The sequence below is a fragment of the Methylobacterium sp. 001424705 genome, from assembly GCF_059816145.1.
In genome coordinates, this window is sequence record NZ_JCBANU010000016.1 from 14256 (window position 1) to 38785 (window position 24530).

Here is a 24530-nt window from a genome sequence, read left to right on the forward strand (position 1 = left end):
CGGATACGCACTTCGCATGAGGAAGGGAGGTCCCTTCGGGGTCGGACATCCCTTCAGGAACGGACTTCGCGCTTGGCGACGAAGTTGAATTCTTCGACCAGCACGTCCTTGACCACGTCGGAGCCGAGGCGGGCGTTCACCTGCTTGCGGATCTCGGCAAGGCGCTGGGTGACGTTGTAGCGGGACAGGCGTTTGAAATCGATCGCCGGGTCCGTATAGATCTGCCGGAACGTCTCATCGACGACGAAGGCATTCGGCGGCACAGAGAGCGTGTGCATCAGCCGCGCATCGGCAGTAAAGACCAGGACGGCGACGATGTAGCCCTGTACTTTGCCATCGACGACCATCGGCACATTGATGGGTGGCAGTTTCTGGTACTGGAGACCTTCGAGGTAAGGCTCAGTTTTCTTGGCGAACAGCCCCGCCCCCCAGGTCACCGCGGCGTAGCAGGACAGGATGGTGAGGCCGCAGATCCACAGGCCGGTGACGAGGATGCGCATGGCGGGGAGCGGACCTCAGCGCCGGACGTGGCCGGAATAGGTGCCGTCGGATTCCGCCGCGCGCAGGGACTCCGCGACGATGCCGGAGATCTCCTCGACGGCCCGCAGGTGCAGGCCGACGGCGTCCTGATTGCGCTCGAGGGCGCCGCGCAGACGCAGCAGCTGGTCGAGCACCGGCGTGTCGAGTTCGGCGGGATCGAGGTCGCGGGTCAGGCGGGTCAGTTCGAGGAGGCTCTGGCTCTTGCGACGGTTCACCGCCTCCTGGTCGACGGGGTGATGCGCCAGCAGGGCCTCGGTCTCCGCCGTCACGGTGGCTTCCAAGCGCTTCAGGGATGCGAGCAGCATGGGGTTTCAGCTCTCCGAAGTCTTGGTCGACGCGGTCTTGGTCGACGGCGCGACGGCCGCCGCGGGCGGGTTCAGCGGACGCGCCGCCTCGAGCATCCGGGCGATGCCGACGCCGCCGGCCCGGGCGACCTGCGTTCCGACCTGATCGGCGAGCATCGACTTCCAGATCCCGCCGGCATTGCCCTTGCCGAAGACGGCGCTGGCCTTCGAGGGCATCATGGTCTCGACGAACTGGCGCAGGACGAAGGCCTCGAACTGCTTGTAGGGATCGCCCGCCTTGCCGGCGCCCGAGACCGCGTTGTCGGTCTGCAGGGCGGTCAACGTCCCGCGAGCGTCGAGGGGCATGTGCACCGAGACGCCGGCCATGCGGTAGGCATCGCCGAACGCCGCCGGATCGGTCCCGGGGGCCGACAGCTTCGCGGCGGCCTCCTGCACGCGGCCGGGATCGGCGGCGCGGGCCACATCGAGGACGATGTCGGAGGGAGGCGAGATGCTCATGGCAGGCGCTTCAGCGGGTTCGGGGAGCCGGTCCCCGGAAGGCATAGGCGCCCTGGCTTTCGGCAGGCTTGCATCGTGGCCTGGGGATCAGTCGATCGGCCTTGCCCCGCGTGCGGTCATGAGGTCGAGCTGCTCGAGCAGGGCGTGCTGCTCGCGCTCGTGGTCGCGCAGCTTCAGGAGGCTGTCGGCCTGGCGCTCGGCGCGCTTTTCGGCGAGGCCGCGGGCCTTCAGTATTTCAGACAGTCGTGTCGAGGTCGCGCCGAGTTCGCTCGCCTCCGTGGCGAGGGCGCGCAGGCGCCGCGCGGCGGCGTCGAGGAACAGGCCGTGCATGGTCTCGCCGGCCAGGGTGGCCAGCATGGCCGTCCGGTCGGCCTCGACGCGGGCGGTCCGGGCGCGGTTGGCGGCGAGGTCGCGCTCGGCGAGGCCCCGCATCTGCTCCTGGACCTTGAGCAGGCGCTGGGCGCGCAGGAGCCGGAGGCGGGTGGTCATGGTCTCAGCCCCGGCGCAGGTAGTCGAAGTAGCCCATGACGAACTGCATCATGAACTCGTTGCTGATGAGGTACAGCAGCATCAGGCCGCCGGCCATGATGAACGGCGTGGCGATGAAGTAGACCGGGATCTGAGGCACGAGCTTGTTGATGAAGCCGGCGGCCAGGTTCACCGCCACCGCATAGACGAGGAACGGCGCGGTGATGCGCAGGCCCAGCACGAAGGCGGTGGTCACCTGGTCGACGATGCGCACCAGGGCGACCTGCGAGCCGATGCCCTCGCCGGGCGGGATCCGGCCGTAGGAATCGACGAGGCCGCGGAACAGCTCCCAGTGCAGGTCGGCGGCGAACAGCAGGGCGGCGGCGGCCATCATGATCATCGCCTCCACCGCCGGCACCGGGTCCATGCCCTCGGCCACCGACCCCGGCATGCCGCCGAAGCCCACCATGGTGGCGGCGGCGTTCACCACGGTCTCCAGGACCACGTAGTAGATCCGGCCGAGGAAGCCGAGGACGAGGCCGGTCAGGCTCTCGGTGACGATCCAGCCCAGAGTGGCGCCGGGGTCCTGCGCGGCGAGCTTGCCCTGGAACAGAGGCAGCAGCATCGGGGTCAGGGCGAGCGAGACCGCCAGCGCGATCAGGAGGCGGACCTGCGCGGGCACGCGGGGGCTGGAGAAGCCCGGCACGATGAGGAGGCAGGCGCCGACCCGGCAGAAGATCAGGAACACCCCGAGAAAGCTCTCGGGGCCCAGCACCGCCAGGAGCGGCGCCGTCACGAAATCGTCCCGAGGGAGCGGATCTCGACCCCGCGCGCGATCTCCAGGTGCGAGAGGACGGCGAGCGTCGGATAGAGCCGCTCGATGATCATGCGCACGTAGGGGCGGGCGTCCGGCGCGGTCACGAGGGCGAAGTTGCGGGTCTCGCGCATCTGCTTGCGGATCGCCTCCGACGCCTCGGTGCCGAACTGCTCCACGAGGCGCGGGTCGATGTCGAACTCGATGACCTCGCCCTTGCCGTCGCGCTTCAGGCTCTGGTGGAAGGAGAGGTCCCAGGCGCTGCCGAGGCGCAGCACCGCGAGCACGCCGTTCTCGGCGAGGTCGCCGCAGATCTGCTGGGCGATGCGCATGCGGACGTGCTCGGCGATCTGCTCGGCCCGGCGGGCATGGGGCGTGATCTCGGCCACGGCCTCCAGGATGAGGTGCAGGTTGCGGATCGAGACCCGCTCGGAGAGCAGGAGCTTGAGCACCGCCTGCAGGCCCGAATAGGAGATCTGCGAGGGGCAGATCTCGTCGAGCAGGCGCTTGTACTCGGGGTCGAGCCGGTCGAGCAGGTTGCGCATGTCCTTGTAGGACAGGAGCGTGGGCAGGTTGTTGCGGATGACCTCGGAGAGGTGGGTCAGCAGCACGGAGGAGCCGTCGATGGGCTCGAAGCCGCCGCGCCGCACTTCGCCCGCATAGGCGTCGAGGACCCAGCGCGCCTTCATGCCGAAGGCGGGCTCGCGGACCTCGTCGCTCGGCACGTCCGGCACGGGCCCGTCGCCGGTGACCACGAGGAGCTCGCCCGGGCGCAGTTCCTGGGTCGCCACCACGGTGCCGTGGATGAGGATCTGGTAGCATTTCGGCGGCACGGCCAGGCTGTCGGTGAGCTTGATGTCGGGCACGACGAAGCCGTACTGGCGCGCGAACTTGCGGCGCATCTTGGCGACCCGGTGCGACAGCTCGGACTGCGTCCCCTGGACCTGGGCCGCGATCTGGCGCCCGAGGCAGAGCTCGATTTCCGGGGTCTTCAGCGACTCCTTGACGGATTCGCGCAGCGCGACCTGCTTCTTCTCCTCCTCGGCCTCCGCCTTGGCATCGACGATCGCCTTCTGGGCGGCGAGCTTCTTCGGGATCGCGTAGGCGGTGAAGGCCATCAGCCCGGAGAGCGCCATGAAGGGCACGAAGGGCAGGCCCGGCACCAGGGCGAACAGGAACATGAGGGCCGCGGCCACCGAGAGGGCGCGCGGGTAGGCCCCGAGCTGGCCCATCACCGCCTGCTCGGCGGTGCCCCGCGTGCCGCCCTTCGAGACCAGGAGGCCGGCGGCCAGCGAGACGATCAGGGCGGGGATCTGCGAGACGAGGCCGTCGCCCACCGAGAGCTTGGTGAACACGTCGGCCGCCTGGCCCAGCGGCATGCCGTGGCGGGTGGTGCCGATGATGATGCCGCCGAACACGTTGACGGCGATGGTGATGAGGGAGGCGATGGCCTCGCCGCGTACGAACTTGGAGGCGCCGTCCATGGAGCCGAAGAAGGCGCTCTCCTCCTCCAGCTCGCGCCGGCGGTGCTGGGCCTCCTTGTCGTCGATCAGGCCCGCGTTCAGGTCGGCGTCGATCGCCATCTGCTTGCCGGGGATCGCGTCGAGGGTGAAGCGCGCGCCCACCTCGGCGATGCGGGTGGCGCCCTTGGTGATGACGAGGAAGTTCACCGTGATCAGGATCAGGAAGACCACGATTCCGATGACGAAGTCGCCGCTCATCACGAACTGCGAGAAGCCCTGGATGACGTGGCCGGCCGCCGACACGCCGTGCTGGCCGTTGGCCAGGATCAACCGGGTGGTGGCGATGCCGAGGGCCAGGCGCAGCAGGGTCGCGATCAGCAGGACGGTGGGGAAGGCCGAGAATTCCAGCGGCTTCTTGATCCAGAGGGCCACCATCAGGATCAGCACCGACAGGGCGATCGAGAAGGCGAGCCCGATGTCGAGCAGGATCGCCGGCACCGGCAGGAACAGGATCGCCAGGATGGCGACGATGCCCGCCGCGAACCCGATGTCCCTCTGGGACCGGCGCTCTCCTGCGATCGTGGCGCTTGCCGCCATGGCGGATACTCAACCCCCGTGAATCAACACGGGCTTGTCGCGCCGCAAGCTTGCGCGAGGGTCGCCTGGCATCGGGCACGGCCTCGGAGACGCGACCGAACGGGCGCGACGCGCGTTGAGGGGACGTCGATTCCGCCGCGCGGGTGCGCGCGTGCTAAGATCATTGTCTGCATCGGCGCCGCGCGTTGGGATTTCGAACCCAGCGGGCGTCGCCCGTCCCGTGTCCCTGGAAAGTCCCGATCGCCCCATGCCTGATCTACGCCTCGTCCTCCCCCTCCTCGGCGCCGTCCTGGTTTCGGGCACCGCGTCGGCCGAACCCACGCCGATCCGCGAGCTGCTCAAGCTCTCCTGCACCGGGGACTACCTCGAGCACTGCAGCATGCATCCCCCCGGCGGACCGGAGGTCGAGGCCTGCTTCCGGCAGAACCTGCGCAAGCTCTCGCCGGACTGCGCCCGGGCGATCCGGTCCTACCAGCGCGAGAAGAAGTCCACCCGCTGAGGGCCGGCCGCGCTGGGCCCCCCGCCGCAACCGTCTCAGGATCACCCCGTGTCGCAGGCCGAGGCCAGCACGCCGACCGATCCGGACGCCGTCCGGTTCCGCGATGCCGGCGAGGCGGCGCTCGTCGTCGAGTTCGGCGCGCGGGTCGATCCGGCCCTGAACGCGCGGGTGCTCGCCCTGGACGCGGCCCTGGCGCAGGACCCGGTCGCCGGCATGCTGGAGACGGTGCCGACCTATCGCTCGCTGATGATCCACTACGACCCGCTGGTGCTCGACCGCGACGCCCTTGCCGCCCGGGTCGGCGGTCTCCTCGATCGGCCCCCGGCAGGATCGCGCCCCGGCCACATCTGGACGCTGCCCTGCTGCTACGACCCGGCCTTGGCGGAGGATTTGGCGGAGGATCTCGGGGCGGTCGCCGACTGGGCCGGCCTGGCGCCCGCGGATGTGGCCGCGCGTCACGCAAGCGGCACCTACCGGGTCTACATGTACGGCTTCGCGCCGGGCTTCGCCTATCTGGGCGGCCTGCCGGACGCCCTCGCGATTCCCCGCCGCCGGACGCCGCGCCCGCCCCATCCCGCCAACGCCCTCCTGGTGGGCGGCGGCCTCGCGGCGGTGGCGACCGTCCCGATGCCCACGGGCTGGTACGTCGTCGGCCGGACCCCGGAGCGGCTCTATTCCGAGGCCCGCCCGCAGGGCTTCCTCGTCGAGCCCGGCGACGGCTTGCGCTTCGAGCCGATCGACGCGGCCACCTTCGCCGCTCTCGAGGCCCGCGCGGCGCGCGGGGAGATCCTCGCGCGGAGGGACCCGTGATGGACGGACCCGTGACGGAAGAGCCCGTGAAGGAGGAGCCCGTGACGGCGTGGGCCACGCTTCGGATCCTCTCGGCCGGGGCGGGCGTCACCCTGCAGGATGCCGGCCGGCACGGCTATCTCCGCTACGGCATCACGCCGGCCGGGCCGATGGATCCCCTCGCCCACGCCACCGCCAACCGCGCCCTCGACAATCCCCCGGGCGCCACCGCCATCGAGGTCTCCCTCGGTGGATTGTCGCTCACGGCGGAGGCGACCGCCCTCGACGTCGCCCTGGCGGGCGGCGACCTGCGCATCGACCTCGACGGGCGCCCCCTGCCCGGCGCCGTCGCCCTCACCCTGCGGCCGGGCGCGCGGCTCACCCTGCGGGCGGGCCGGGCCGGGGCCTGGTGCAGCCTGGCGGTGGCGGGCGAGATCGCCGTGGCGCCGGTGCTGGGCTCGACGGCGACCCACACCCGCTCCGGGCTCGGCGGCCTGCACGGTCGCGGCCTGCGGGCGGGCGACGCCCTCGCGGTCCGCGCTGCGCGCGCCTCGGTCGGCGACCCGTGCCGCCTCGCGGCGCCCTGGCTGCATCGGCCGCCGGACGTGATCCGCGTCGTCCTCGGACCGCAGGACGATCTGTTCGAGGCGTCCGCCATCGAGACCTTCCTGGCGGGTCCCTGGCGGATCGGCCCGCGCGGGGACCGCATGGCCAGCTTCCTCGAGGGCCCGTCCCTCCGGGCTCGGACCCACGACATCGTCTCCGACGGCATCGCCATGGGGGCGATCCAGGTCCCGGGCTCGGGCCAGCCCCTGGTGCTCATGGCCGACCGCCAGCCCACCGGCGGCTACCCGAAGATCGCCACGGTGATCGGCGCCGATCTCGGCCGCCTAGCCCAGGCCCAGGCGGGCACGGCGTTGCGCTTCGCCGCCGTCGACCGCGCGCAGGCGGTGGCGGCGCGGCGGGCGGAGCGCGACGCCCTGATCCCCGACATCCCGCGCCAGCCCGTCCTGCGCACCGACTTCCCGTCCGAATTCCTGCTCGGGACCAACCTCATCGACGGCGTCGTCGGTTAGGATCGCGCCGCCAGCGGCCGGGGGTCGCGCCGAGCCGGGGATGCGCCAGATGCCGACCATCGACCTGAATGCCGATCTGGGGGAAGGCTTCGGCGCCTATCGCTGCGGCGACGATGCGGCGATGCTCGCCCTGGTGACCTCGGCCAACGTCGCCTGCGGCTTCCATGCCGGCGACCCCGAGATCATGGCCGAGACCTTCGCCCTGGCGCGGGCGCGGGGCGTCGCCGTGGGGGCGCATCCGGGCTTTCCCGACCTTGCCGGCTTCGGGCGCCGGCCGATGCCGTTCGGCCCGGCCGAGATCGAGCGGCAGGTCGCCTACCAGGTCGGCGCCGCGCAGGCGCTGGCTGCCCTGGCGGGCCATCGCCTGACCTACGTCAAGGCGCACGGGGCGCTGGCCAACCGCGCGGCGGCGGAGCGGGACGTGGCGGATGCGATCGCGCGGGCGGTGCGCGCGGTCGATCCCGCCCTCGGCCTCCTGGCCATCGCCCGGACCGAGCAGGTCGCGGCCGGCGAGGCGGCGGGCCTGGCCGTCCATGCGGAGATCTTCGCCGACCGCGGCTACACAGAGGCGGGCCAGCTGATCCCGCGCGGCCAGCCCGGCGCGCTCATCACGCAGGCCGAGGCGGCGGCGGACCGGGTCCTGGCGATGGTGCAGGCCGGCGGCCTCCTCACGGCGGAGGGCTCCCTGCTGCCGACGCGGATCGACTCGGTCTGCGTGCACGGCGACAGCGCGCATGCGGTGGGCCTGGCGCGGGCGGTGCGGGCGCGGCTGGAGACGGCCGGGATCGTCCTGCGGGGCCTCGGTCAGAACCCGGTGACGATGCGCCCGTAGGTGGCCTCGGCGAAGGTGTAGATCTGCGCCCCGATGAAGGAGCTGGTCACGAGGAGCACCAGCAGGATCACCACGATCTTGGGCACGAAGGTGAGCGTCACCTCCTGGATCTGGGTCAGCGCCTGGAGCAGCGCCACCAGGATGCCGATCAGCATCGCGGCGCCGATCGCGGGTCCCGCCGCGACGATCACGGTCCAGATCGCGGCGCGCACGAGTTCGAGGGCGTCGACCTCGTTCATCCGGGGAGCGGCCTTGTCCTGTGGGGTTTCGCGTCCACTCTACGCCGGAACGCCGTCACTGCGACAGGGAAATGCCCTGCGCCAGGAGCACGTCCTGGCCGTTGGTGAGGCGGGCCAGGGCGCCCTCGCTGGTGATCTTCACGGACTGGACCTCGCCCGTGACCGTGCCGTCCGAGGACGTGATGGTGCGGCCGATGATCTGGTCGGCCTGCGACAGGAAGCTCGAGGAGAGCAGCGAGTCGAGCTTGGTGTTGGTCTTGGTCGCCTGCTCCACCTGCGAGAAGGTCGCCAGCTCGCTGACATAGGCCGTGGAATCCATCGGCTTCGTCGGATCCTGGTTCTTCAGCTGCGTCATCAGCAGGGTGAGGAAGGTGTCGGCGTTCATCGAGGCGGCGATGCCGGTCGCGGATTTGGTGGCGGCGGCGGTGGCGGCCGTCTGGGATGTGGCCGTGCTGGGGACGCTGGCGACGCTCATCGGCGGGCCTCCTGGTTCGATGGCCCGGTCAGGCCGGGTGGACGGGGGATACGACGGGCGCGGCCCGCAGCACCGGTGCGGCGGCCCCGACCGGAGCGGGGGCGGCCGAGGGGGCGGCCATGAGGGCGGCTTCCGCCGCGTAGAGCCCGCGGATCAGCTTGAGCGCCTCGATCAGCCGGCCCGCCTCGACGAGCCGGCCGGCGCCGAGGACGCCCTCGCGGATCTCCGGATCGGCGACGACGGCGAGGAGACCCGCCTGCAGGGTGCGGCAGAGCTCGCGGGCGCCGTCCGCGTTGGCCGGATCGATCACCAGCGCCTGGACCGCGAAGTAGAGCTGGCGCAGGGGCGTGGTCGCCGCCTCCGCCTGCAGCACGTGGGTCTCGAGCAGGAAGGTGGCGTCGTTCAGAAGCTCCAGGGAGACCTTCCGATCGACGCGCAGGACCGCGCCGTTCACGTAGACGCGCTCGCCGGCGCGCAGGGACAGGCGCATGGTCCGGCTCACCGCAGGCCGTCCCGGATCGAGGTGTTGACCGCGATGAGCGCCGACAGGGCGCGGTCGGGCTCGGCGATGACGGCGTTGGCCTCGTGCATGCTCCACAGGCCGATGGAGACGAGGTCGGCGCGCAGGTCCGGCGGCAGGCCGTTCTCCTCGCTCTGGAGGTCCTCGATGAGCACACCCCAGAGGCTCTGCAGGAAGCCGGCCGCCATGGCGCGATCCGGCTGCTGGGCATCGGGCCGATCGGCGATGCGCAGCAGGTCGAGCGCCCGGTCGAAGGCGGCGCGCTCGCGCTCGCGCGCGATGGCCGGGGCCTCCTCCAGGATCTCGGCGTAGGAAAACTGGTACATATCGGTCCTGTCCCGTGTATCCGCGGCCCGCCGCGCCCGGGCGCGGATCGGACCGATGAGCCGTTGGGGCCGACGGAGCCTTCCGGGGAAGGCGCCCGCCGCCGGGTCGTGACGGGGCTCGGTCGTCCGGGCCCCGCGCCGCGCTAGAGGTAGTTGACGAGGGAGAGCTGCCGCAGCTGCGCGGTCAGGGCGTAGGAGATCTGCACCTGCGTCGACAGGCGGTCGACCCGGGTCTTGGCCTCGGCCCGGTCCACGCCCTCCATGTCCATGATCTGGGCGTCGAGCAGCGAGGTCTGCGACTCGAGCCGGGTGTTGGCCGCCGCGATCGCGGCCTGCGAGCGGCCGAGATCGGCCTGGAGCGTGATCAGGCCCTTGCTCGCCTCGCCCAGCAGCCCGGCGACCCGCGTGGTCAGGACGCCCTGGGCGGCCGCCGAGAGGTTCGCGGACCCGAGTTCGGAGGCCATCACGTAGGCCATGGCGAGCTTGCGCAGGGCCGGTGCGTTGGCGCTCGCCGACGTCTCCACCGTCTCGCTGAGCGAGATCTGGTTGGTCAGGGGCGCGGTGCCGGCCGCGGACCAGGTCGTCCCCCACGACGCTTCGGCGAACAGGCCCTGGAAGGCCGGCCCGTCGAGGAAGGCCGCCATGTCGCCCTCCGTGATCGCGCTCACGCCGGCGCTGTCCTGCGACAGCCCGAAGGCCGCGCGGAAGGCCGCGTCGACGGCGGTCTTCGCCGGGGAGGCCGGACTCGTCGCGTAGGTGGACATCGGCGCCGCGGCGGTCCGGGTGCCGCCGAAGACGTACTGGCCGCCCGCGGAGGTGTTGAGGAGCGCGGTCAGGGTGCCGAGCCGGTTCGCCGCCATGTCCTTGAGGACGCCGGCCCGCTTGTCCTCGGGGACGCCCGTCAGCGCCGTCAGGGTGGCGTCGGCCCCGTCCTGGATCTGCTTCAGGACGGCCTGCGAGGTGCCGAGCCGGAGGCTCGCGGCGTTGTTGCTGTCGCGCAGGGCGGCGAGCTCGGCGCTCTTCTGGCGCAGCCCGACGGCGAGGCCGGTGCGGCTGCCGAGCGCCAGGCCGACATCGGCATAACGGCCGGTGACGATCTCCTGGTTGGCCTGCGCCATGTCGGATTGCATGCGGGCCACGCCGATGCGCGGCGTGTTCCAGAAGCTCAGGGTGGAGAGGGCGTTGGTCCGCATGGGGTCTATCGCACCGCGTCCATCAGGGTTTTCAGGAGATCGTTCACCAGGGTCAGCAGCTTGGCCGAGGCGGTGTAGGACCGTTCGAGCGCGAGGGTCGTCGCCGTCTCGTCGTCGGTGTTGACGCCGGTGGCGTTCGAATAGGCGTCGGAGGCGCGGGCGAGCAGCGTCGACTGGTAGTTCGACTCCGCGGTGGCGGCCTGCCGCTTGCCCGCGAGCCAGCCCACGGACGCCGTGGCGAAATCCTGGAGGCTGCCGCGGCTGGGAAGGTCCGCCGAGGCGTCGAAGGCGCGGTCGGCCGTCAGGACCGAGGCCAGCGTCCGCAGGCGGCCCGCGAAGGCGGTGCCGCCGCTGGCCGCCGGATTCGACCGGTAATCGGCCCCCGCGATGCCACCGTCCCGCAGCAGTGCGACGTCGCCGCCGCGCTGCGGATCGACCGAGGCGTTGACCCGGAGCCGGGCGGCCAGCCCGGTGGCGGCGAAGGGACCGCTCGGCACCGACCCGCCGGCATCCGCCGCGAACAGGCCGGCCGCCCGCGGCGGGACCCCGCCCGTGACGCCGAAGCCGACATCGACCAGCGTCCGGCCGGCCGTGGCGTCCAGGTTCTGGACGGTGAGCTGCGCGGCGGCCCCCGAGGCCGCCGCGGTGGTGAAGGTGAGGCGCCCGGCGCCGTCGAGGGCGGCGGTGACCTTGCCGGAGAGCGACGGCGTCGCGGTGTCGGCGGCGATCCGGCCGTTGATCGCGGCGACGAGCTCGGCCGGGGTCACCCGGGACGGGTCGGCGGCCGCACCCGCCATCGTGCTCGCGTTCAGCACGATCTTGACGGCGGAGCCGTCGGCGAGGCTAAGGGCGAACGCCACTTCGTTGGCGCCGCCGAGATCCGCCGTCCCGGCCGTGCCCGCGGCGGCCCCGGGGCGGAACGCCTCCGTCGTGGCGAGGGCGCCGAGGGCGCTCACCTGGCGCGTCGCTTGGTTCAGGACGCGGGTCCCGGTCTCGGCGAAGGCGTCGATGAGGCTGGCGGCGATCCCGTCGAGCTGGGATTCGTAGCGGGTCGCCACGCCGTCGCGCAGTTCCGCCAGGCCGGCGATGCGGCCGGACTGCACCGGCATCGGGGAATCGGCGCCCGTCACCGGCACGCCGTCGACGATGACGGCGGCCCCGGTGGTGCCGGCCGGGAAGGCGGCGGTGGGCGTGAAGGCGACGCGCCGGGCGCTGCGCTCGAACAGGGGGACGCCGCTGTCGGTGTAGATCGCGACGTCGTTGCCGGCGCGTACGACCGTGGAGATGCCGATCTCCTGGGACAGGCCGGCGAGGATGCGGTCGCGGTCGTCGAGGGCGTCGGTCACGTCGCTGCCGTTCGCGGTGCCGCGGGTCACGACCCGGTTGGCGGCCTCGAACTGGGACAGGAGGTCGTTGATGCGCACGACCGACTCGGCGAGGCCGGCATCGGCCTGCGCGCGCACGGTCTCGACGGCCGCCGCGCTGCTGTTCAGGCTCGTCGCGAGGTCGCGCGCCCGGTCGACCGCGTCGCGCGCCAGCGCCACGTCGTCGGGCTGGTTGGCCGCGGCCTTCAGGGCCGCGTTGAGGGCCCCGAGGCGCGCGGCCGGAGAGGTGCCGTCGCCGGTGTCGCCGATGGTGCCCTGAAGGGTGGCGAGACCGTCGAGCACGGCCTCGCTCGCGGCCACGGAGGAGGTCCCGGCGAGCTTGCGGTCGAACAGGGCGACGTCGGTGGCCCGCTGGATCGAGACCGCGCTGCCCCCGCCGGCCGCCACCAGGTTGGCGATCTTGCGGGTGTAGAACGGATCGCTCGCCCCGGCCGTGTTGCGCGCGGCGACGGCGATCTGCGTCGAGGTCGCGAGCAGCGAGGTCCGGGCGGAGTTGAGGGCGAGGGCGAGGCCCATCGGGTGTGTCCTGGAAAGCGGGCGGGTGGTGGGCGGCGGGCGCCGCCGCACCGGGGGGCGCGGCGGACGGGGCTTCGAGGCCCGGAGCCCGGTGCCGGAGTCCGGCGCCGGGCTCCGGCGTGGCCTCAGCGCTTGAGGTTCATCAGGGTCTCGAGCAGCTCGTTGCCGGTCATGAACACCTTCGAGTTGGCGGTGTAGACGGTCTGCGACTCGATCATCGAGGTCAGCTCGGTGCTGACGTCGACGTTGGACTGCTCCAGGGCGCTCGCCTTGAGGGTGCCGAGGCCGCCGAGACCGGCGAAGCCGATCTGGAGGTCGCCGGAGTTCAGCGACGGCAGGTAGACGTTGCCGGCGCGCGGATCGAGATTGTCGGGGCTCTTCACTTCGGCGATCGGGATCTTGAAGGCCTCGAGGCGGGTGCCGTCGGCGTAGGTCGCGTAGACGAGGCCGTCCGGGCCGAATTCGGTGCCGGTCACGGCCGAGGGCGCCTTGCCGTTGGCGGTGCCCTTGAGGGCGTCGGCGCCGGCGAGCTGCGTCATGCCGCTCATGTCGAGGGTGAAGGGCTCGCCCCCGGGAATCGTGAAGCTCGCGGTGGTCGGGCCGGAGAGCTTGCCGTCGGCGTTGAAGACGAACTGGATCGGCGCAGTCAGGGCCGTCTGGTCCGGTCCATAGACCGAGGCGGTCCAGGTGTTGGGGAGGACCGGCGGAGTGGCGGCCGCGTCCGCGGGCGTGTGCTTCAGGTAGATGTCGAGGGTGACGCTGTTGCCGAGCTTGTCGTAGGTGACGAGCGAGGTCTTCTTCGAGTAGTTCGTCGGCGACACGGTTCCGCCGAGCGTCGGCGTGTCGGCCGCGAGGTTGCCGCCCATCGTCGCCTTGGTGGAGGGCGACGCCCGGAGGCCGAGGCTCGCCATGTTCACGGGCACCAGCCCGTCGGTGCTGTTGAGGGCGGGGGTCGGCGCCTGGCCGTCGACGAGGCTGTAGCCCATCAGGGTGAAGCCGCCGGCGTTGACGAGGTTGCCCGTCGGCCCGTCCACCACGAAGTTGCCGGCGCGGGTCAGGTAGGACGCCTTGTTGTCGTCCTGCACCACGAAGAAGCCGTTGCCCTGGATGGCGAGGTCGGTCTTCGAGGACGTGAAGGTGACCGGGCCCTGGGTGCCGATCGACCGGCGGATCGTGGTCTCGACCGCGCCGGAGGTGTAGTTCGCCGTGGAGCCGCCATCGATCAGCAGGGACGAGAACTCGGCCGCCGAGCGCTTGTAGCCCGTGGTGCTCGAGTTCTGGACGTTCTCGGCGACGGTGGAGATGCGGTTCGACTGCGCATTCATGCCGGAGACGCCGGTGCGCAAAACGCTGATGAGACTCATGACGTCACCTCGAAGAGGGGGATCGCGGCGCGGCGCGACGGTGTGGCGGGCACTAAAGGAAGGCAGGCTTGCGCGGGGCTGGGTGGCCGCGCGCGCGGGGGACGGAACGGGGCGGATGGGGCAGCGGGCGGCATGATCGGCCTCACGTCCGCAGGAACTGCGCGAGCTCCAGGAACGCGTCCTGGCTCGCCGCCATGCCGGGTTCCTGACGCAGGGCCTCGTAGATCCGCGGCACGAGGAGGATGGCCTGGTCGAGCTCGGCATCCTCGCCGGTGCGGTAGCCGCCCATCAGGCGCAGGTCGCGGGTCTCCTCGAACCGGGCCATCATGGCCTTGAGGCGCCGGACGAGCTCGCGCTGCTCGGGCGTCCAGACTTCGGAGGCCAGGCGCGAGATCGACCCGAGGAGGTGCACGGCCGGATAGCGGCCCTGCTCGGCGATGGCCCGGTCGAGGACCACGTGCCCGTCGAGGGTGCCGCGGATCGAATCCGCCACGGGATCGTTGTGGTCGTCGCCGTCGACGAGCACCGAGAACACGCCCGTGATGGTGCCGGCGCCGTCGAGGCCGGGGCCGGCCCGCTCGAGGAGGCGGGGCAGGTCGGAGAACACGCTCGGCGGATAGCCCCGCGCCACCGCGGGCTCGCCGGCCGCCAGGGCGACGTCGCGGGCCGCGTGGGCGTAGCGCGTGACGGAATCCACGATGAGCAGCACGGATTCGCCGGCGTCGCGAAACGATTCCGCGATGGCGAGCGCCATCTTGGGCGCCTGACGGCGCATCATCGGGCTCTCGTCCCCGGTGGAGACGACGATGACGGACCGGGCCCGGTTGGGCGCCATCGCGCCGTCCAGGAATTCGCGCACCTCGCGGCCGCGCTCGCCCACCAGGGCGACGACGACGCTGTCGAAGCCGGTGGCCCCGGCCAGCATCGCCAGCAGGGTCGACTTGCCGACGCCGGAGCCGGCGAAGATGCCGATGCGCTGGCCGAGGCAGAGGGGGGTGAACAGGTCGAGGGCGCGAACCCCCGTGCGCAGGGGCTGCGTCACCCGCGCCCGCTCCATGGCGGGGGGCGGGGCGGCTTCCAGCGGCACGGCGCGGGCGCCCGGGACGAGGTCGCCGAGGCCGTCGATGGGGCGCCCGAGGGCATCGATCACCCGGCCCTTCCAGCTCGGGTCCGGGCGCAGGGTCGGGTCGCCGAGGCGATAGGCCAGGGTTCCGATCCCGGCCTCGATCCGGCAATCGAACGGCTTCACGGTCACGCCGCCCGCATCCACGCGCACGACCTCGCCGATCTGCTCGCGGCCGTTGGCCAGGAAGCCCATGCGGTCGCCGAGGGTCATGAACGGCGCCACGCCGGCGACGCGGGCCGCGCTGGCGGTGACCTCCTGGATCGGCCCGCCGACGCGCACCAGGGGCAGGGCCTCGCGGCCCCTCGCCAGGGCCGCGCCGAGGCGGTCGAGGAGATCGGGCATCGGCTTAGCCCTGGGGGCTCAGGGAGCGGATCGCCCCGGAGAAGGTGGTCTCGGTCTCGGCGCTGAGCGTCGCCGCGCTCTCGAAGGCGCGCTGGATGGTGATGAGCTTCGTCATCTCCAGCACCGGGTTGACGTTGGCGCCCTCGACATAGCCCTGGACCATGCCCATGCGGGTGAAGTCCTGCACCGGGACCGCCGGCAGGCTGGTGCTGACGCCGTTCGGCTCGGCGCGGGTGAGCGTGGTCTTCGGGTCGAGGGTGAAGAGGCCGATGGCCCCGACCTGGTTGATGCCCTGCGAGACGCTGCCGTCGCGCCCGATGGTGGGCGGGCCGGCCTGCGGATCGAGCAGGATCGGCGCGCCGCCGGGATCCAGCATCGGCTGGCCGGTGAGGCTGCGCAGCTGGCCCAGCGCGTCCATCGTCATGCGGCCGTCGCGGGTATAGACGGGGCCCTTGGCGCCCCGCACCGCGAACCAAGCCTCGCCCTGGACCGCCACGTCGAGGGGGCTGTCCGTCTTGATCGTCGGCCCGGCCCGCTGGGAGATGTAGGTGTCGCCGGAGGAGGCGAAGGCGACGGCGCCCTTGGTGGCCTGGGCGAGGAGCGCGGTGAACTTGGTGTCCTCGGCGCGGTAGCCGCTGGTGGACAGGTTGGCGACGTTGTTGGCGACCGCGTTCAGCCGCTTGTCGAGGGCGATCTGCGCCGAGAGCGAGACGTAGAGGGCGTTCTGCATGGCGCCTCAGCTCCCGAAACGAATGCGCTGGAGGCTGAGGAGCAGACTCGCGTCGAGGCCCTGCGCGGTGGAATCGGCGAACAGGTTGAGGACGGGGGCCGACGCGGCGTTGTTCTGGGCATCCCAGATCGCGGTGAAGCGCTGCACGAAGCGCTGCAGCTTGTCCGGGTCCTTGAAGCTCGCGAGATCCACCCGCTTCTCGATGATCGCCGCCTGGCCGGCGATGCCGTCCGCGCTGGAACTGTCGGGCAGGCCCAGGACGGTCTTGACCACCTGCGACAGGGCCGGATCGCCCAGAACGCCGTAGCCCGAGGAGACGGTGGGCGCCATGCGGGCGAAGTACAGGGCGAGACGCACGCCGGCATCCTCGCTGCCCGCATCGGTCTCCAGGCTCTGGCGCAGGTAGGCGGCGGTGGTGTCCGTGGTGGCGGCGGGCAGCGTCGTCGTGAAGGCGCCGTAGGTGTTGAAGTCGAAGGCCTTGGCGAAGGCGACGTAGCGGTCGTCGGCGAGGCGGTTGGCGAAGGCTTTCGAATCCGAGACCCCTTCGGTCAGCACCTTGCGCATGAAGGCCTTGGCGTAGGTCATGTCCTCCAGGCCGTAGGCCTTCATCGCGTAGGCGTAGAGGCGCCGGTCGCCGAGAAAATCGTCGATGGATTTCACGTCGCCGATCTTCGCCTTGTAGTAGGCGGTCTCGCGGGCGACGTCGGGCTGCGCGGCCTTGCGCGCCAGGGTGCCGTCGAGGTCGCGGGCGATCAGGCGGTAGCTCGTGAAGGTGCTCGTCATGGCAGGGCGCGATCGCTCGTGCGGCGCGGTGGCATCGCCGGATTGCAAAGAGAGGGGCGGGACGGCCGGGCGCCCGAGGCGTCGCGGAACGGAGCCGGGGCGGCCCCCGCCCGGCCTAGGCCGCGGGGCTTGCCGGAGGCTGGCGCCGAGACCGGGCCGCGGGCGGCCGTCACAGCGGGGTCGGCCCGATGATCGTCTCCGAGGTGATCACGACCCAGCCGGACCCGGTGGCGCGGATGGAGAGGATGCGGCCCGCGCCCGGCAGGACGGCGCCCGGCACCACCTGGCGCAGGCCCTCGGGGCCTTCCACCAGGGCCGCGCCCTCCGTCACCCGGCGCAGGACGTAGCCCCGTGCCTTCGCGGCGGAGTCGCCCCGCGGCTCGTCGGCGCGCGGCGGGACGGGATCGGGCAGCGCGCCGGTGGTGGTCGGATCGAGGTCGAGGGCCGCCTCGCGGACGGGGGTCGCCGTCCGCTTCCAGGCGAAGCCGCCGCCCACCGCCGGCAGGAACGGCTGGACCGAATAGGTGTTCGAGGCGCCCGTGATCGCGAAGGCCGCGAAGGTGCCCGAAACCACGGCGAGGCCGAGGCAGAGTCCGACGGCGGCGCGCTCCACGGCGGCCGCCCGGGACCGGCGCAGGATCTCGGCCCCGGCGGAGGGACGGGTGTAGCCGGGACGCGGCGAGAGCGGGGTGGCGGCGCGACGGGAGAAGGTCGGGGTCATGGCCATCGCAAGGGGAGCCGGCGGACGAGCCAAAACACTCACATGTTATAGTTACCAAGCCGTTAAGATCCGGCCCGGATCGACAGTCCGGAAACCCGCTGTTAAGCCTGCCCGCAGGTCGCGGACGGGACGGCGGGACGATGGCGGATTGGCAGGAGGCGGTTGCCCGGGGAGACCGGCCCGCGCGCACGCCCTCGCCGAAGCGCTTCCGCGTGATGCAGCAGGGCCGCATCGTCCTCGGCCCGGAGAGCCTGGTGCCCTGCATCGTCCGGGACCTCTCGCCGAAGGGCGCGAGCCTGCGCCTGCCGCGCCCGACCCCCCTGCCCGAGCGCTTCGATCTCGTCATCGCCGGCCACGAACTCCGGACCGTCGCGGTCCGGCTGCGCTGGCAGCGCGCCGACTTCGCCGGCGTGACCTTCCTGGCCCAGGACTGAAACCGTCCCCCTCGGGGGTGCGTCCCGCGGGCCTGCGGCACATCCGGGCACAGGCCCGGGCGATCGGCCTTAAGCTCCTGCTAAGCCGGACCGGGCATAGTCGCCTCATCGGCAAGCGACTGTCCCGGAGCGGGACGGAAGCCCCTCGATACGAACGCGGTGGATAGGTTTCGTGGACCTATAGACATGATGTCGTCCCACCGGTCCGGTGAAACTCCGGGATGTATGAAGCAATACTCGACCTCTCCTGAGAGAGATCTTTAGCCCTCGGGGCGTATTGCTCGGCTACGCACACGAATTCCTTGCAATTCCTGCCAACCGGACATCCTCGCAATGACCAGCCTGCTGACCAACAACGCCGCCATGACGGCGTTGACGACCCTGAAAAGCATCAACACCCAGCTCGACATGACCAGCAACCGGGTCTCGACCGGCCAGCGCGTCTCGAGCGCCGCGGACAACGCCGCCTACTGGTCGATCGCCACCACGGTCCGCACCGACAACGCCTCGCTCGGTGCCGTGAAGGACTCCCTCGGCCTCGGCTCCTCGGCGGTGGACACCGCCTACAACGGCCTGAACTCCGCGATCTCCGATCTGCAGAACATGCGCGCCAAGCTGCAGACGGCCCTGCAGCCCGGCGTCGACCGCGCCAAGGTGCAGGTCGAAATCGACGCCATCCAGAACAAGATGGACAGCACCGCCAAGTCGTCGGTGTCGAGCGGCCAGAACTGGCTCTCGGTCGATTCCTCCGCATCGACCTATCAGAAGGATCGCCTGGTCATCGCCGGGTTCTCGCGTGAGGCCGACGGCGACATCGCGTTCTCGACGGTCAAGATCAACGTCAACGAGATCAAGCTCTACGACGCCAACGCGGGCACCAGCGTGGACGTGCCGGGCACGGCCGCCCAGGTGTTCGGCTCCCAGACCATGACCGGTCTGGCGGCCTTCCGTCCGGCGGACGCAACGCCCGCGAACCGGGGCACGGCCGATTTCTCGGGCGCCGCCACGGTCGCGCTGGACATCCGCGTGGACGGCTCCGCCACCGCGGCCGTGATCACGCTCAACAAGGCCAGCCTCACCTCGGCGGTCTCGAACCTGGCCCGCGTGACCACCGATGAGCTGCTCTCGGCGATCAACAACCAGATCGCCGGCTCAGTCGATCTGGCCGGCAAGGTCACCGCCGGTCTCGACACCCAGGGCCGCCTCACGTTTACCCGGAGCACGGTCGGTTCGCCGGAGTCCCTCCAGGTGAACACCACCGCAGCCAACACCGTCGACCTCGGCTACGGTGGCGCGACGGCCACCGGAAAGCTGGCAACCGGCACGGATGCGACCACGGTGGTGAGCAAGGGTATCCTGGACACGGCCGGCGGCACCTACACCACCCCAGGGGTCACGGGTAACTACACCGTCGCCGATTTCGACATCTCGAAACTGGTCGGGACCGCCGGCGACGCCGACCTCAGCAGCATCATCAACATGGTCGACAAGGCGATCGCCAAGGTCACCGATGCCGGCACCAAGCTCGGTGCCAACAAGACCCAGATCGACGGCCAGAAGTCGTTCATCGACACCCTGATGAAGGCCAACGACCGGACGATCGGCACCCTCGTCGATGCCGACATCGAGGAGGAGTCCACGAAGCTCAAGGCCCTGCAGACCCAGCAGCAGCTCGGCGTGCAGGCCCTCAGCATCGCCAACGCCGCGAGCCAGAACGTCCTCTCGCTCTTCCGTTAAGCCGAACGGCGCCCCGGGGACTCCGGGGCGCTCCACGCAAGACAGGCCACGCCTCCGCGAGGAGGCGTGGCCTTTTGCATTCCGGAGGGTGCGCGACCGCGGCGGAACCCGGGCGCGGATCAGCCCACGAAGGTGTAGCCGGCCAGCCGCTTGGCCTCGATCGGGTCGTAGCCGAGGCGCATCCGCAGCTTCTTGCGTAGCTTGCTGATGTGGCCCTCGACCACGCTCTCCTCGACGTCGGTGCCGTGGTCGGCATAGACCGCGGTGAAGATCTGCGCCCGGCTGAGCTGCCGGCCGCGATGGCCGGCGAAATACTCGAGGATGTGCCGCTCGCGGCGCGGCAGGATCAGGCTGATCCCGTCGATCTCGGGGTCGCGGCCGTCGGAGAACACCTTGAGGCGGCCGCTGCGATCCTGGGCGGCGGGCGCCTGGATCTCGCCGCGGATGCCGCGCCGGCGGATCGCCTCGGCCCGCGCCAGGATCTCGCGGACATGGACCGGGCGGCGCACGACGTCGTCGATGCCGGCGGTGAAGAGGTCGAGGGTCTGCTCCAGGGAGCGGGTCTCGTTGAGGGCGATGATGGGCGCCTGGGAGAAGCTGCGGATCCTGGCGGTCCGGCTGGCGCGATCGGCGCATTCGCCGAGCACGATCCCCTGGAGAGCATCGGCCGGGTTTCCGGCGAGCCAGGCCAGGAAGTCGTCCGCATTCGTGCTGCGTGCCGGAACCGCCTGCGCGTTGAAGCCCGCCACGTACTCGGCGGCCACCGAGTGCCTCTCATCGACAACGATATACATTTCAGCGCCCCGCCGAAAACGAACTGTTCTGCAAGCCCACCGGACGATCACCTTGGAAGCGGAGCGACTTCGTTGTTCGCCCTTGGCATCCAGGTTTTACTTGATGATGACTTCGCAGCGGCCTCTCTTGAAGAGGATTTATTCGCTGCCGTCCGTCGCCTTGCGTTAAAAATGTTTCTTTAAGGAAATGGTTAATTTTGGATTAAGTGGTTCGGCGTCCTGTGATCCCGGTCCGATTTTCGGGCCTCTGGGATACCAGGGACGGCCTCGGACGGGCCGGATGTGGCAAATCGATCACGGTTTCGCGAGCGGCCCGGCACGCGCGCCGCACCGCACGAATCGTGCGGCCGGCCGGCGGGCCTGGTCGGGGGCGCCGGACGATGGGCCGGCGCCTACCCGCGGGGGCTCCGCGCCGCGGCGGGTGCCAGGGTCTCGCCCAGCAGTTCGATCTGGGCGACGAGGCGGGTCAGGCCTTCGCTGCGAGGCACGGCGGGCATGGGCGGTGGCGTCTCCTCGCCTTCGCCCCCGAGGCTCGCCAGGGTCGCGGTGATCCAGCCGCTCCAGGCCGCGAGGGCCTCGGGTTCGGCCACCTCGACGGCGTAGCGCAGGGCCGTGAGGCGGGCCGAGATCCGCCGCAGGGTGGCGTCCGCCACCATGGCGGATTCCACCTGCGGGTGTCGCCCGGCCCGGGGCTGCTGCAGGGCGCGGGCGAGCGCGGCTTCGAGGTCGTTGAGGGCGAGGCCGGCGCCCCGGGCGGCCTGGGCCCGCAGGCCGCTGGCCTCCGCCTCGGGTCCGGCGCAGAGAACCGCCCGGGCGAAGGCCGCATGGGCCCGCACCGCCCTGCGCAGCTCGAGGCGCACCTGGTCGGGCTCCCAGATCGGCCAGAGCACGAGGGCGCTCGCCACCGCGATCAGGCCGCCGAGGAGGGTGAGGAGGGCGCGCATGCCCGCCACCTCCCAGGAGCCGTGCCCGGGTTCCACCACCTCGACGAGGAGGACCACGAGCGGGGTCAGGCAGGCGATGAAGACGCCGTAGCTGACCTGCCGGGCGGCAAAGCCGATGATGCTCAAGGGAAAGACCAGGGCGGCCAGGGCCAGGGGCGAGGTGGCGAAGCTCGCGAGAATGGCCCCGATCAGGCCGCCGAGCACCGTGCCGCCGATCCGCTCCAGGGCCCGCTGCCAGGTGGCGGCGTAGAACGGCTGCATCGTCAGCACCACCGTCATGGTGAGCCAGTGGGCGAACGGTCCGGCCCAGACCAGGGTCGCCCAGAGGGCGGGGGCCGCCACCACGGTGGCGCGCACGGCGTGGCGCAGGTTGGCGGAGGCGACGGTGAAGTTGGTGCTGAGCGGCCCGAGGAGCCGGGTCCCGAGGGGGAGGCTCGCCCGGCCCAGCAGGGCGCCGCCGGGCCGGTAACCGTCCGGCGTCGAGAGCTTGGCGCCGATGCGGACGCGGTCGAGGATGCGGGTGGCGAGATCGTGCAGCCCGCGGTCATGGGCGAGGCGCCGGGTGCTGCGGTCGATCGCCCGGTCCAGGCGGGCGAGGTCGATCACGCTGTCGTCGCGGATGGCCCGCGCGATCACCCCGAGGAGTGGACGCAGGCGGCGCAGGAAGCGGCGGACCATGCGGCGCCGGCGCGGGTCCGGCTCGCCCTCGATCAGGTCCGAGACCGCGATCAGGGCGGCGAAGATCTGCTCGGCCGCCTCCAGGCGGATCAGGGCCTGGGCCGTGCGGTCGGAGATGCGCTCGCGGCTGCGGGCGAGGTCGACGATCACCGTGCGGGCCTGCTCGATCGCCTCGCGCACGCCCCGGCGATGGGCTCGGGCGTGGCGGTCGAAGGCCTGCAGGTCGAAGGTCTGGCGGTCGAAGATCTGGCGGGCGACGCCCCGGGGGGCGGTCCTGGTCTCGAGCGTCTCCGGCCAGGCCAGGGAGGCGAGGTCCTCGAGATCGTCGCAGAGGCGGGTCAGGCGGCGCCAGACCTCGGCCACCGCGCGATGCGTCGGGCGATAAGGGTGAAGCCGCCACAGGAGGAGCGCCAGCAGCGTCGCCCAGAGGCCTCCGGCGGTGAAGACCAGCCCGGCCACCAGGGCCTGGTCGGGCGTGAGCGGCCGGTCCAGGGCGAAGCACAGGACGAGGACCAGGACGTTGCCGGCGGCCTGGGCCTGCACCCCCCAGACCCGGGCATAGGTGCAGCCGAAGATGACGATGCCGGCGAGCGGCACCACCGGCACCGGCCCCAGCGGCTGCATCAGGCCGAACAGCCCCCAGATCATTCCGCCGAGGAGGGAGAAGACCGTGAGCACGAGGAGGCGCGAGCGCATCGGCCCGCCCGCATCGGCGAAGCACGCGAGATTCGCGGCGAGCGCCACGGTGAGGAGCGGCGGCCAGGGAAACCATTCGTGCAGCAGGATGACGAGGCCGAAGGCCAGGGCCGCCCGCACCCCGTCGACGAGGCTGAGGCCGCGGGGGTCGAGGCCGATCGGCAGGCGCGTGAGGTCGAGCCCCGGATTGGTCAGCGTCCCGCGCCCCCGCAGGAAGGCGGCCGCGCGCATCCGCCGGCGTCGGCCGGCCGCGGGGCTGGTCGGGGCGGGATCGGACGGGCCGGGAGCGGACCGGGCGGAAGACGAGGGCATCGCGGACGAGGGGGACTCCCGGCGGGCGCAGGCCCGCCATACCTCCGCGATCTAGGGCGTCTGCGCCCCGCGTGGAACCGCCGGGCTCGGCACGGGAGCCCTGCGTGACGCGGGAGCCTTCCGTCGCCCGCAGCGCCCGGCGCCGGTGGCCGGGGTCAGATCGCGCTGCCCTTCTCGACCACCGTCGTGTCCACGACGTCCGCGGGCTCATAGAGCCAGCGCGTCATGGCGCCCGCCGCCATCGCACCGACGATCGGCGCGAGCCAGAACAGCCAGAGCTGCGCCACGTATTCCCCGCCCGCGATCAGGGCCGGACCGGTGCTGCGCGCCGGATTGACCGACGTGTTGGTCACCGGGATCGAGATCAGGTGGATCAGCACCAGGGCGAACCCGATCGGGATGCCGGCAAAGCCCGTCGCAGCCCCCTTCGAGGTGGTGCCGACGATGATGACGAGGAAGAAGAACGTCGTCAGGACCTCGGTGACGAGGCAGGCCGCGAGGTTGTATCTGCCCGGGCTGAGATCTCCGTATCCGTTCGCCGCGAACCCGTTAGGGACCCAGCCGGCCTTGCCCGAGGCGATGGAATAGAGAACGCCGGCCGCCAGGAGCGCGCCCGTCACCTGGGCGACGATGTATGGCAGGACGTGCCGGTTGGCGCAGCGATGGGCCGACCACAGCCCGAGGGTCACGGCCGGATTGAAGTGCCCGCCGGAGATGTGCCCCACCGCGTAGGCCATCGTCAGCACCGTCAGTCCGAAGGCCAGGGCGACCCCGAGGAAGCCGATCCCGAGTTCGGGGAAGGCCGCCGACAGGATCGCGGCGCCGCAGCCGCCGAAGGTCAGCCAGAACGTTCCGAAGAACTCGGCGGTCGCCCGCCGCATCGTATCGTGATCCATGACGATGCCTCCCGCTCGCAGGGTCGCGAGGCACTCGTCCCATGGCGGGTTCGCCGCCATCGCCGGCACGACGCGAGACCGAATCTCCTCCGCCGCCGCGCGAGCGGCGCACGATCTCAGGATTACACAGTCGCAGGACGACAGCAACGGCGCCGGACAATCAAATTGTCACGCATCCGCCCAGGGCCGAAACCTTTCGTGTTGCAGTTGTCGGCGACCACGAACCGGACCGAAGACTGAACAGGATCGGGGGAAGGCCGGCGCGCGGGCCATCCCCCACGGGGTGACGTCCATCAGTCACGGCGTCGGGTCCGCATTGTTCGGACGCCGCGCGGATCTCCTCGCACTCCCGTCGGGTAAGGGCCGGAGCCTCCGCGGGTTTCGGTTCGGGGTCAGGAGGCGCGCCCCGACGCGGCGCGACACCCGCGCGAGGCCGGC

26 protein-coding genes are annotated in these 24530 nt (G+C 71.5%); 6 read left to right on the plus strand and 20 right to left on the minus strand.

Translation table 11 applies throughout. The annotated features are described in order from the left end of the window. Positions 1–53: 53 nt before the first annotated feature. The 6 genes from AC6EUL_RS13245 to flhA all read right to left on the minus strand — a co-directional run bounded on the left by AC6EUL_RS13245 (position 54) and on the right by flhA (position 4685). Positions 54–500, minus strand: a complete 447-nt coding sequence (locus tag AC6EUL_RS13245; protein WP_056213214.1) for a hypothetical protein — start codon at positions 498–500, stop codon at positions 54–56. Between the two features lie 15 nt (positions 501–515). Beyond that, a complete protein-coding gene (locus AC6EUL_RS13250; RefSeq protein WP_056213212.1) occupies positions 516–845 on the minus strand; it encodes a hypothetical protein in 330 nt (109 codons plus the stop codon). A 6-nt stretch (positions 846–851) separates the two neighbouring features. Then, entirely contained in the window at positions 852–1343 is a 492-nt protein-coding gene (locus tag AC6EUL_RS13255) for a rod-binding protein (protein WP_056213211.1), read from the minus strand. 87 nt (positions 1344–1430) lie between these two features. Beyond that, positions 1431–1832, minus strand: a complete 402-nt coding sequence (locus AC6EUL_RS13260) for a hypothetical protein (RefSeq protein WP_499870587.1) — start codon at positions 1830–1832, stop codon at positions 1431–1433. Between the two features lie 4 nt (positions 1833–1836). Further along, positions 1837–2607, minus strand: a complete 771-nt coding sequence (fliR, locus tag AC6EUL_RS13265; protein ID WP_056213207.1) for a flagellar biosynthesis protein FliR — start codon at positions 2605–2607, stop codon at positions 1837–1839. Beyond that, entirely contained in the window at positions 2604–4685 is a 2082-nt protein-coding gene (gene flhA / locus AC6EUL_RS13270; RefSeq protein ID WP_056213205.1) for a flagellar biosynthesis protein FlhA, read from the minus strand. Before flhA ends, fliR begins: the two co-directional genes overlap by 4 nt. Positions 4686–4932: 247 nt before the next feature. Between flhA and AC6EUL_RS13275 the strand changes: the two genes are divergently transcribed. Genes AC6EUL_RS13275 through AC6EUL_RS13290 form a run of 4 tightly spaced genes read left to right on the plus strand, consistent with a single transcriptional unit; the run spans position 4933 to position 7881 of the window. Further along, entirely contained in the window at positions 4933–5184 is a 252-nt protein-coding gene (locus AC6EUL_RS13275; RefSeq protein ID WP_056213202.1) for a hypothetical protein, read from the plus strand. A gap of 48 nt (positions 5185–5232) precedes the next feature. Further along, the gene (locus AC6EUL_RS13280; protein ID WP_056274189.1) at positions 5233–5994 is read left to right on the plus strand and encodes a 5-oxoprolinase subunit B family protein; all 762 of its coding nucleotides are present in this window, start codon (positions 5233–5235) and stop codon (positions 5992–5994) included. Next, positions 5994–7049 carry a 5-oxoprolinase subunit C family protein gene (locus AC6EUL_RS13285; RefSeq protein WP_499870591.1) on the plus strand — a complete coding sequence of 352 codons (1056 nt, stop codon included), beginning with the start codon at positions 5994–5996 and terminating at the stop codon, positions 7047–7049. The genes AC6EUL_RS13280 and AC6EUL_RS13285 overlap by 1 nt, the downstream gene beginning before the upstream one ends. A gap of 49 nt (positions 7050–7098) precedes the next feature. After that, entirely contained in the window at positions 7099–7881 is a 783-nt protein-coding gene (locus AC6EUL_RS13290) for a 5-oxoprolinase subunit PxpA (protein ID WP_082487887.1), read from the plus strand. On the opposite strand, the gene AC6EUL_RS13295 is transcribed toward AC6EUL_RS13290, so the two are convergent. The 11 genes from AC6EUL_RS13295 to AC6EUL_RS13345 all read right to left on the minus strand — a co-directional run bounded on the left by AC6EUL_RS13295 (position 7854) and on the right by AC6EUL_RS13345 (position 17607). Next, positions 7854–8120: a flagellar biosynthetic protein FliQ gene (locus AC6EUL_RS13295; RefSeq protein WP_056181443.1), complete on the minus strand. Its 267-nt coding sequence runs from the start codon at positions 8118–8120 to the stop codon at positions 7854–7856. The two genes, AC6EUL_RS13290 and AC6EUL_RS13295, sit on opposite strands and share 28 nt — an antisense overlap. A gap of 55 nt (positions 8121–8175) precedes the next feature. After that, on the minus strand, positions 8176–8595 hold the full coding sequence (gene flgD / locus AC6EUL_RS13300) for a flagellar hook assembly protein FlgD (protein ID WP_056213421.1): 420 nt from the start codon (positions 8593–8595) through the stop codon (positions 8176–8178). Positions 8596–8623: 28 nt separating this feature from the next. Beyond that, a complete protein-coding gene (gene flbT / locus AC6EUL_RS13305) occupies positions 8624–9085 on the minus strand; it encodes a flagellar biosynthesis repressor FlbT (RefSeq protein ID WP_082487877.1) in 462 nt (153 codons plus the stop codon). An 8-nt stretch (positions 9086–9093) separates the two neighbouring features. Then, positions 9094–9441, minus strand: coding sequence for a flagellar biosynthesis regulator FlaF (gene flaF, locus AC6EUL_RS13310; protein WP_056213195.1), 348 nt, complete (start codon positions 9439–9441; stop codon positions 9094–9096). A gap of 143 nt (positions 9442–9584) precedes the next feature. After that, positions 9585–10634, minus strand: coding sequence for a flagellar hook-associated family protein (locus tag AC6EUL_RS13315; protein ID WP_056274202.1), 1050 nt, complete (start codon positions 10632–10634; stop codon positions 9585–9587). A 5-nt stretch (positions 10635–10639) separates the two neighbouring features. After that, positions 10640–12535, minus strand: coding sequence for a flagellar hook-associated protein FlgK (gene flgK, locus AC6EUL_RS13320; protein ID WP_499870595.1), 1896 nt, complete (start codon positions 12533–12535; stop codon positions 10640–10642). Between the two features lie 125 nt (positions 12536–12660). Next, a complete protein-coding gene (locus tag AC6EUL_RS13325) occupies positions 12661–13899 on the minus strand; it encodes a flagellar hook protein FlgE (protein WP_499870597.1) in 1239 nt (412 codons plus the stop codon). A gap of 142 nt (positions 13900–14041) precedes the next feature. Then, positions 14042–15367 (minus strand): flagellar protein export ATPase FliI, encoded by a 1326-nt coding sequence (fliI, locus tag AC6EUL_RS13330; RefSeq protein WP_499870599.1) that lies wholly within the window; start codon positions 15365–15367, stop codon positions 14042–14044. Positions 15368–15371: 4 nt separating this feature from the next. Further along, positions 15372–16097, minus strand: coding sequence for a flagellar basal-body rod protein FlgF (gene flgF / locus AC6EUL_RS13335; protein WP_056274212.1), 726 nt, complete (start codon positions 16095–16097; stop codon positions 15372–15374). 6 nt (positions 16098–16103) lie between these two features. Beyond that, positions 16104–16880, minus strand: a complete 777-nt coding sequence (locus tag AC6EUL_RS13340; RefSeq protein ID WP_056213182.1) for a DUF1217 domain-containing protein — start codon at positions 16878–16880, stop codon at positions 16104–16106. A gap of 169 nt (positions 16881–17049) precedes the next feature. After that, a complete protein-coding gene (locus AC6EUL_RS13345; RefSeq protein WP_156653264.1) occupies positions 17050–17607 on the minus strand; it encodes a hypothetical protein in 558 nt (185 codons plus the stop codon). A gap of 134 nt (positions 17608–17741) precedes the next feature. Here AC6EUL_RS13345 and AC6EUL_RS13350 point away from each other — a divergent pair, with 134 nt between their 5' ends. After that, positions 17742–18035, plus strand: a complete 294-nt coding sequence (locus AC6EUL_RS13350; protein WP_056213176.1) for a PilZ domain-containing protein — start codon at positions 17742–17744, stop codon at positions 18033–18035. Between the two features lie 333 nt (positions 18036–18368). Continuing rightward, the gene (locus AC6EUL_RS13355; protein WP_056274226.1) at positions 18369–19772 is read left to right on the plus strand and encodes a flagellin N-terminal helical domain-containing protein; all 1404 of its coding nucleotides are present in this window, start codon (positions 18369–18371) and stop codon (positions 19770–19772) included. A gap of 119 nt (positions 19773–19891) precedes the next feature. Here the strand turns inward: AC6EUL_RS13355 and AC6EUL_RS13360 are convergent, their stop codons facing one another. The 3 genes from AC6EUL_RS13360 to aqpZ form a co-directional block, all read right to left on the minus strand. Next, the gene (locus AC6EUL_RS13360; protein ID WP_056213171.1) at positions 19892–20566 is read right to left on the minus strand and encodes a response regulator transcription factor; all 675 of its coding nucleotides are present in this window, start codon (positions 20564–20566) and stop codon (positions 19892–19894) included. 392 nt (positions 20567–20958) lie between these two features. Beyond that, the gene (locus tag AC6EUL_RS13365) at positions 20959–23115 is read right to left on the minus strand and encodes an FUSC family protein (protein ID WP_499870604.1); all 2157 of its coding nucleotides are present in this window, start codon (positions 23113–23115) and stop codon (positions 20959–20961) included. A gap of 236 nt (positions 23116–23351) precedes the next feature. Then, on the minus strand, positions 23352–24092 hold the full coding sequence (gene aqpZ / locus AC6EUL_RS13370; RefSeq protein WP_056213419.1) for an aquaporin Z: 741 nt from the start codon (positions 24090–24092) through the stop codon (positions 23352–23354). Positions 24093–24530: the final 438 nt, after the last annotated feature.

Bases quoted from the DNA above. Each gene is read 5' to 3' on its own strand.
- AC6EUL_RS13245 (WP_056213214.1), bottom strand. From the start codon at position 500: ATGCGCATCCTCGTCACCGGCCTGTGGATCTGCGGCCTCACCATCCTG.
- AC6EUL_RS13250 (WP_056213212.1), bottom strand. From the start codon at position 845: ATGCTGCTCGCATCCCTGAAGCGCTTGGAAGCCACCGTGACGGCGGAG.
- AC6EUL_RS13255 (WP_056213211.1), bottom strand. From the start codon at position 1,343: ATGAGCATCTCGCCTCCCTCCGACATCGTCCTCGATGTGGCCCGCGCC.
- AC6EUL_RS13260 (WP_499870587.1), bottom strand. From the start codon at position 1,832: ATGACCACCCGCCTCCGGCTCCTGCGCGCCCAGCGCCTGCTCAAGGTC.
- flhA (WP_056213205.1), bottom strand. From the start codon at position 4,685: ATGGCGGCAAGCGCCACGATCGCAGGAGAGCGCCGGTCCCAGAGGGAC.
- AC6EUL_RS13275 (WP_056213202.1), top strand. From the start codon at position 4,933: ATGCCTGATCTACGCCTCGTCCTCCCCCTCCTCGGCGCCGTCCTGGTT.
- AC6EUL_RS13285 (WP_499870591.1), top strand. From the start codon at position 5,994: ATGGACGGACCCGTGACGGAAGAGCCCGTGAAGGAGGAGCCCGTGACG.
- AC6EUL_RS13290 (WP_082487887.1), top strand. From the start codon at position 7,099: ATGCCGACCATCGACCTGAATGCCGATCTGGGGGAAGGCTTCGGCGCC.
- AC6EUL_RS13295 (WP_056181443.1), bottom strand. From the start codon at position 8,120: ATGAACGAGGTCGACGCCCTCGAACTCGTGCGCGCCGCGATCTGGACC.
- flgD (WP_056213421.1), bottom strand. From the start codon at position 8,595: ATGAGCGTCGCCAGCGTCCCCAGCACGGCCACATCCCAGACGGCCGCC.
- flbT (WP_082487877.1), bottom strand. From the start codon at position 9,085: ATGCGCCTGTCCCTGCGCGCCGGCGAGCGCGTCTACGTGAACGGCGCG.
- flaF (WP_056213195.1), bottom strand. From the start codon at position 9,441: ATGTACCAGTTTTCCTACGCCGAGATCCTGGAGGAGGCCCCGGCCATC.
- AC6EUL_RS13315 (WP_056274202.1), bottom strand. From the start codon at position 10,634: ATGCGGACCAACGCCCTCTCCACCCTGAGCTTCTGGAACACGCCGCGC.
- flgK (WP_499870595.1), bottom strand. From the start codon at position 12,535: ATGGGCCTCGCCCTCGCCCTCAACTCCGCCCGGACCTCGCTGCTCGCG.
- AC6EUL_RS13325 (WP_499870597.1), bottom strand. From the start codon at position 13,899: ATGAGTCTCATCAGCGTTTTGCGCACCGGCGTCTCCGGCATGAATGCG.
- fliI (WP_499870599.1), bottom strand. From the start codon at position 15,367: ATGCCCGATCTCCTCGACCGCCTCGGCGCGGCCCTGGCGAGGGGCCGC.
- flgF (WP_056274212.1), bottom strand. From the start codon at position 16,097: ATGCAGAACGCCCTCTACGTCTCGCTCTCGGCGCAGATCGCCCTCGAC.
- AC6EUL_RS13340 (WP_056213182.1), bottom strand. From the start codon at position 16,880: ATGACGAGCACCTTCACGAGCTACCGCCTGATCGCCCGCGACCTCGAC.
- AC6EUL_RS13345 (WP_156653264.1), bottom strand. From the start codon at position 17,607: ATGGCCATGACCCCGACCTTCTCCCGTCGCGCCGCCACCCCGCTCTCG.
- AC6EUL_RS13350 (WP_056213176.1), top strand. From the start codon at position 17,742: ATGGCGGATTGGCAGGAGGCGGTTGCCCGGGGAGACCGGCCCGCGCGC.
- AC6EUL_RS13355 (WP_056274226.1), top strand. From the start codon at position 18,369: ATGACCAGCCTGCTGACCAACAACGCCGCCATGACGGCGTTGACGACC.
- AC6EUL_RS13360 (WP_056213171.1), bottom strand. From the start codon at position 20,566: ATGTATATCGTTGTCGATGAGAGGCACTCGGTGGCCGCCGAGTACGTG.
- AC6EUL_RS13365 (WP_499870604.1), bottom strand. From the start codon at position 23,115: ATGCGCGCGGCCGCCTTCCTGCGGGGGCGCGGGACGCTGACCAATCCG.
- aqpZ (WP_056213419.1), bottom strand. From the start codon at position 24,092: ATGGATCACGATACGATGCGGCGGGCGACCGCCGAGTTCTTCGGAACG.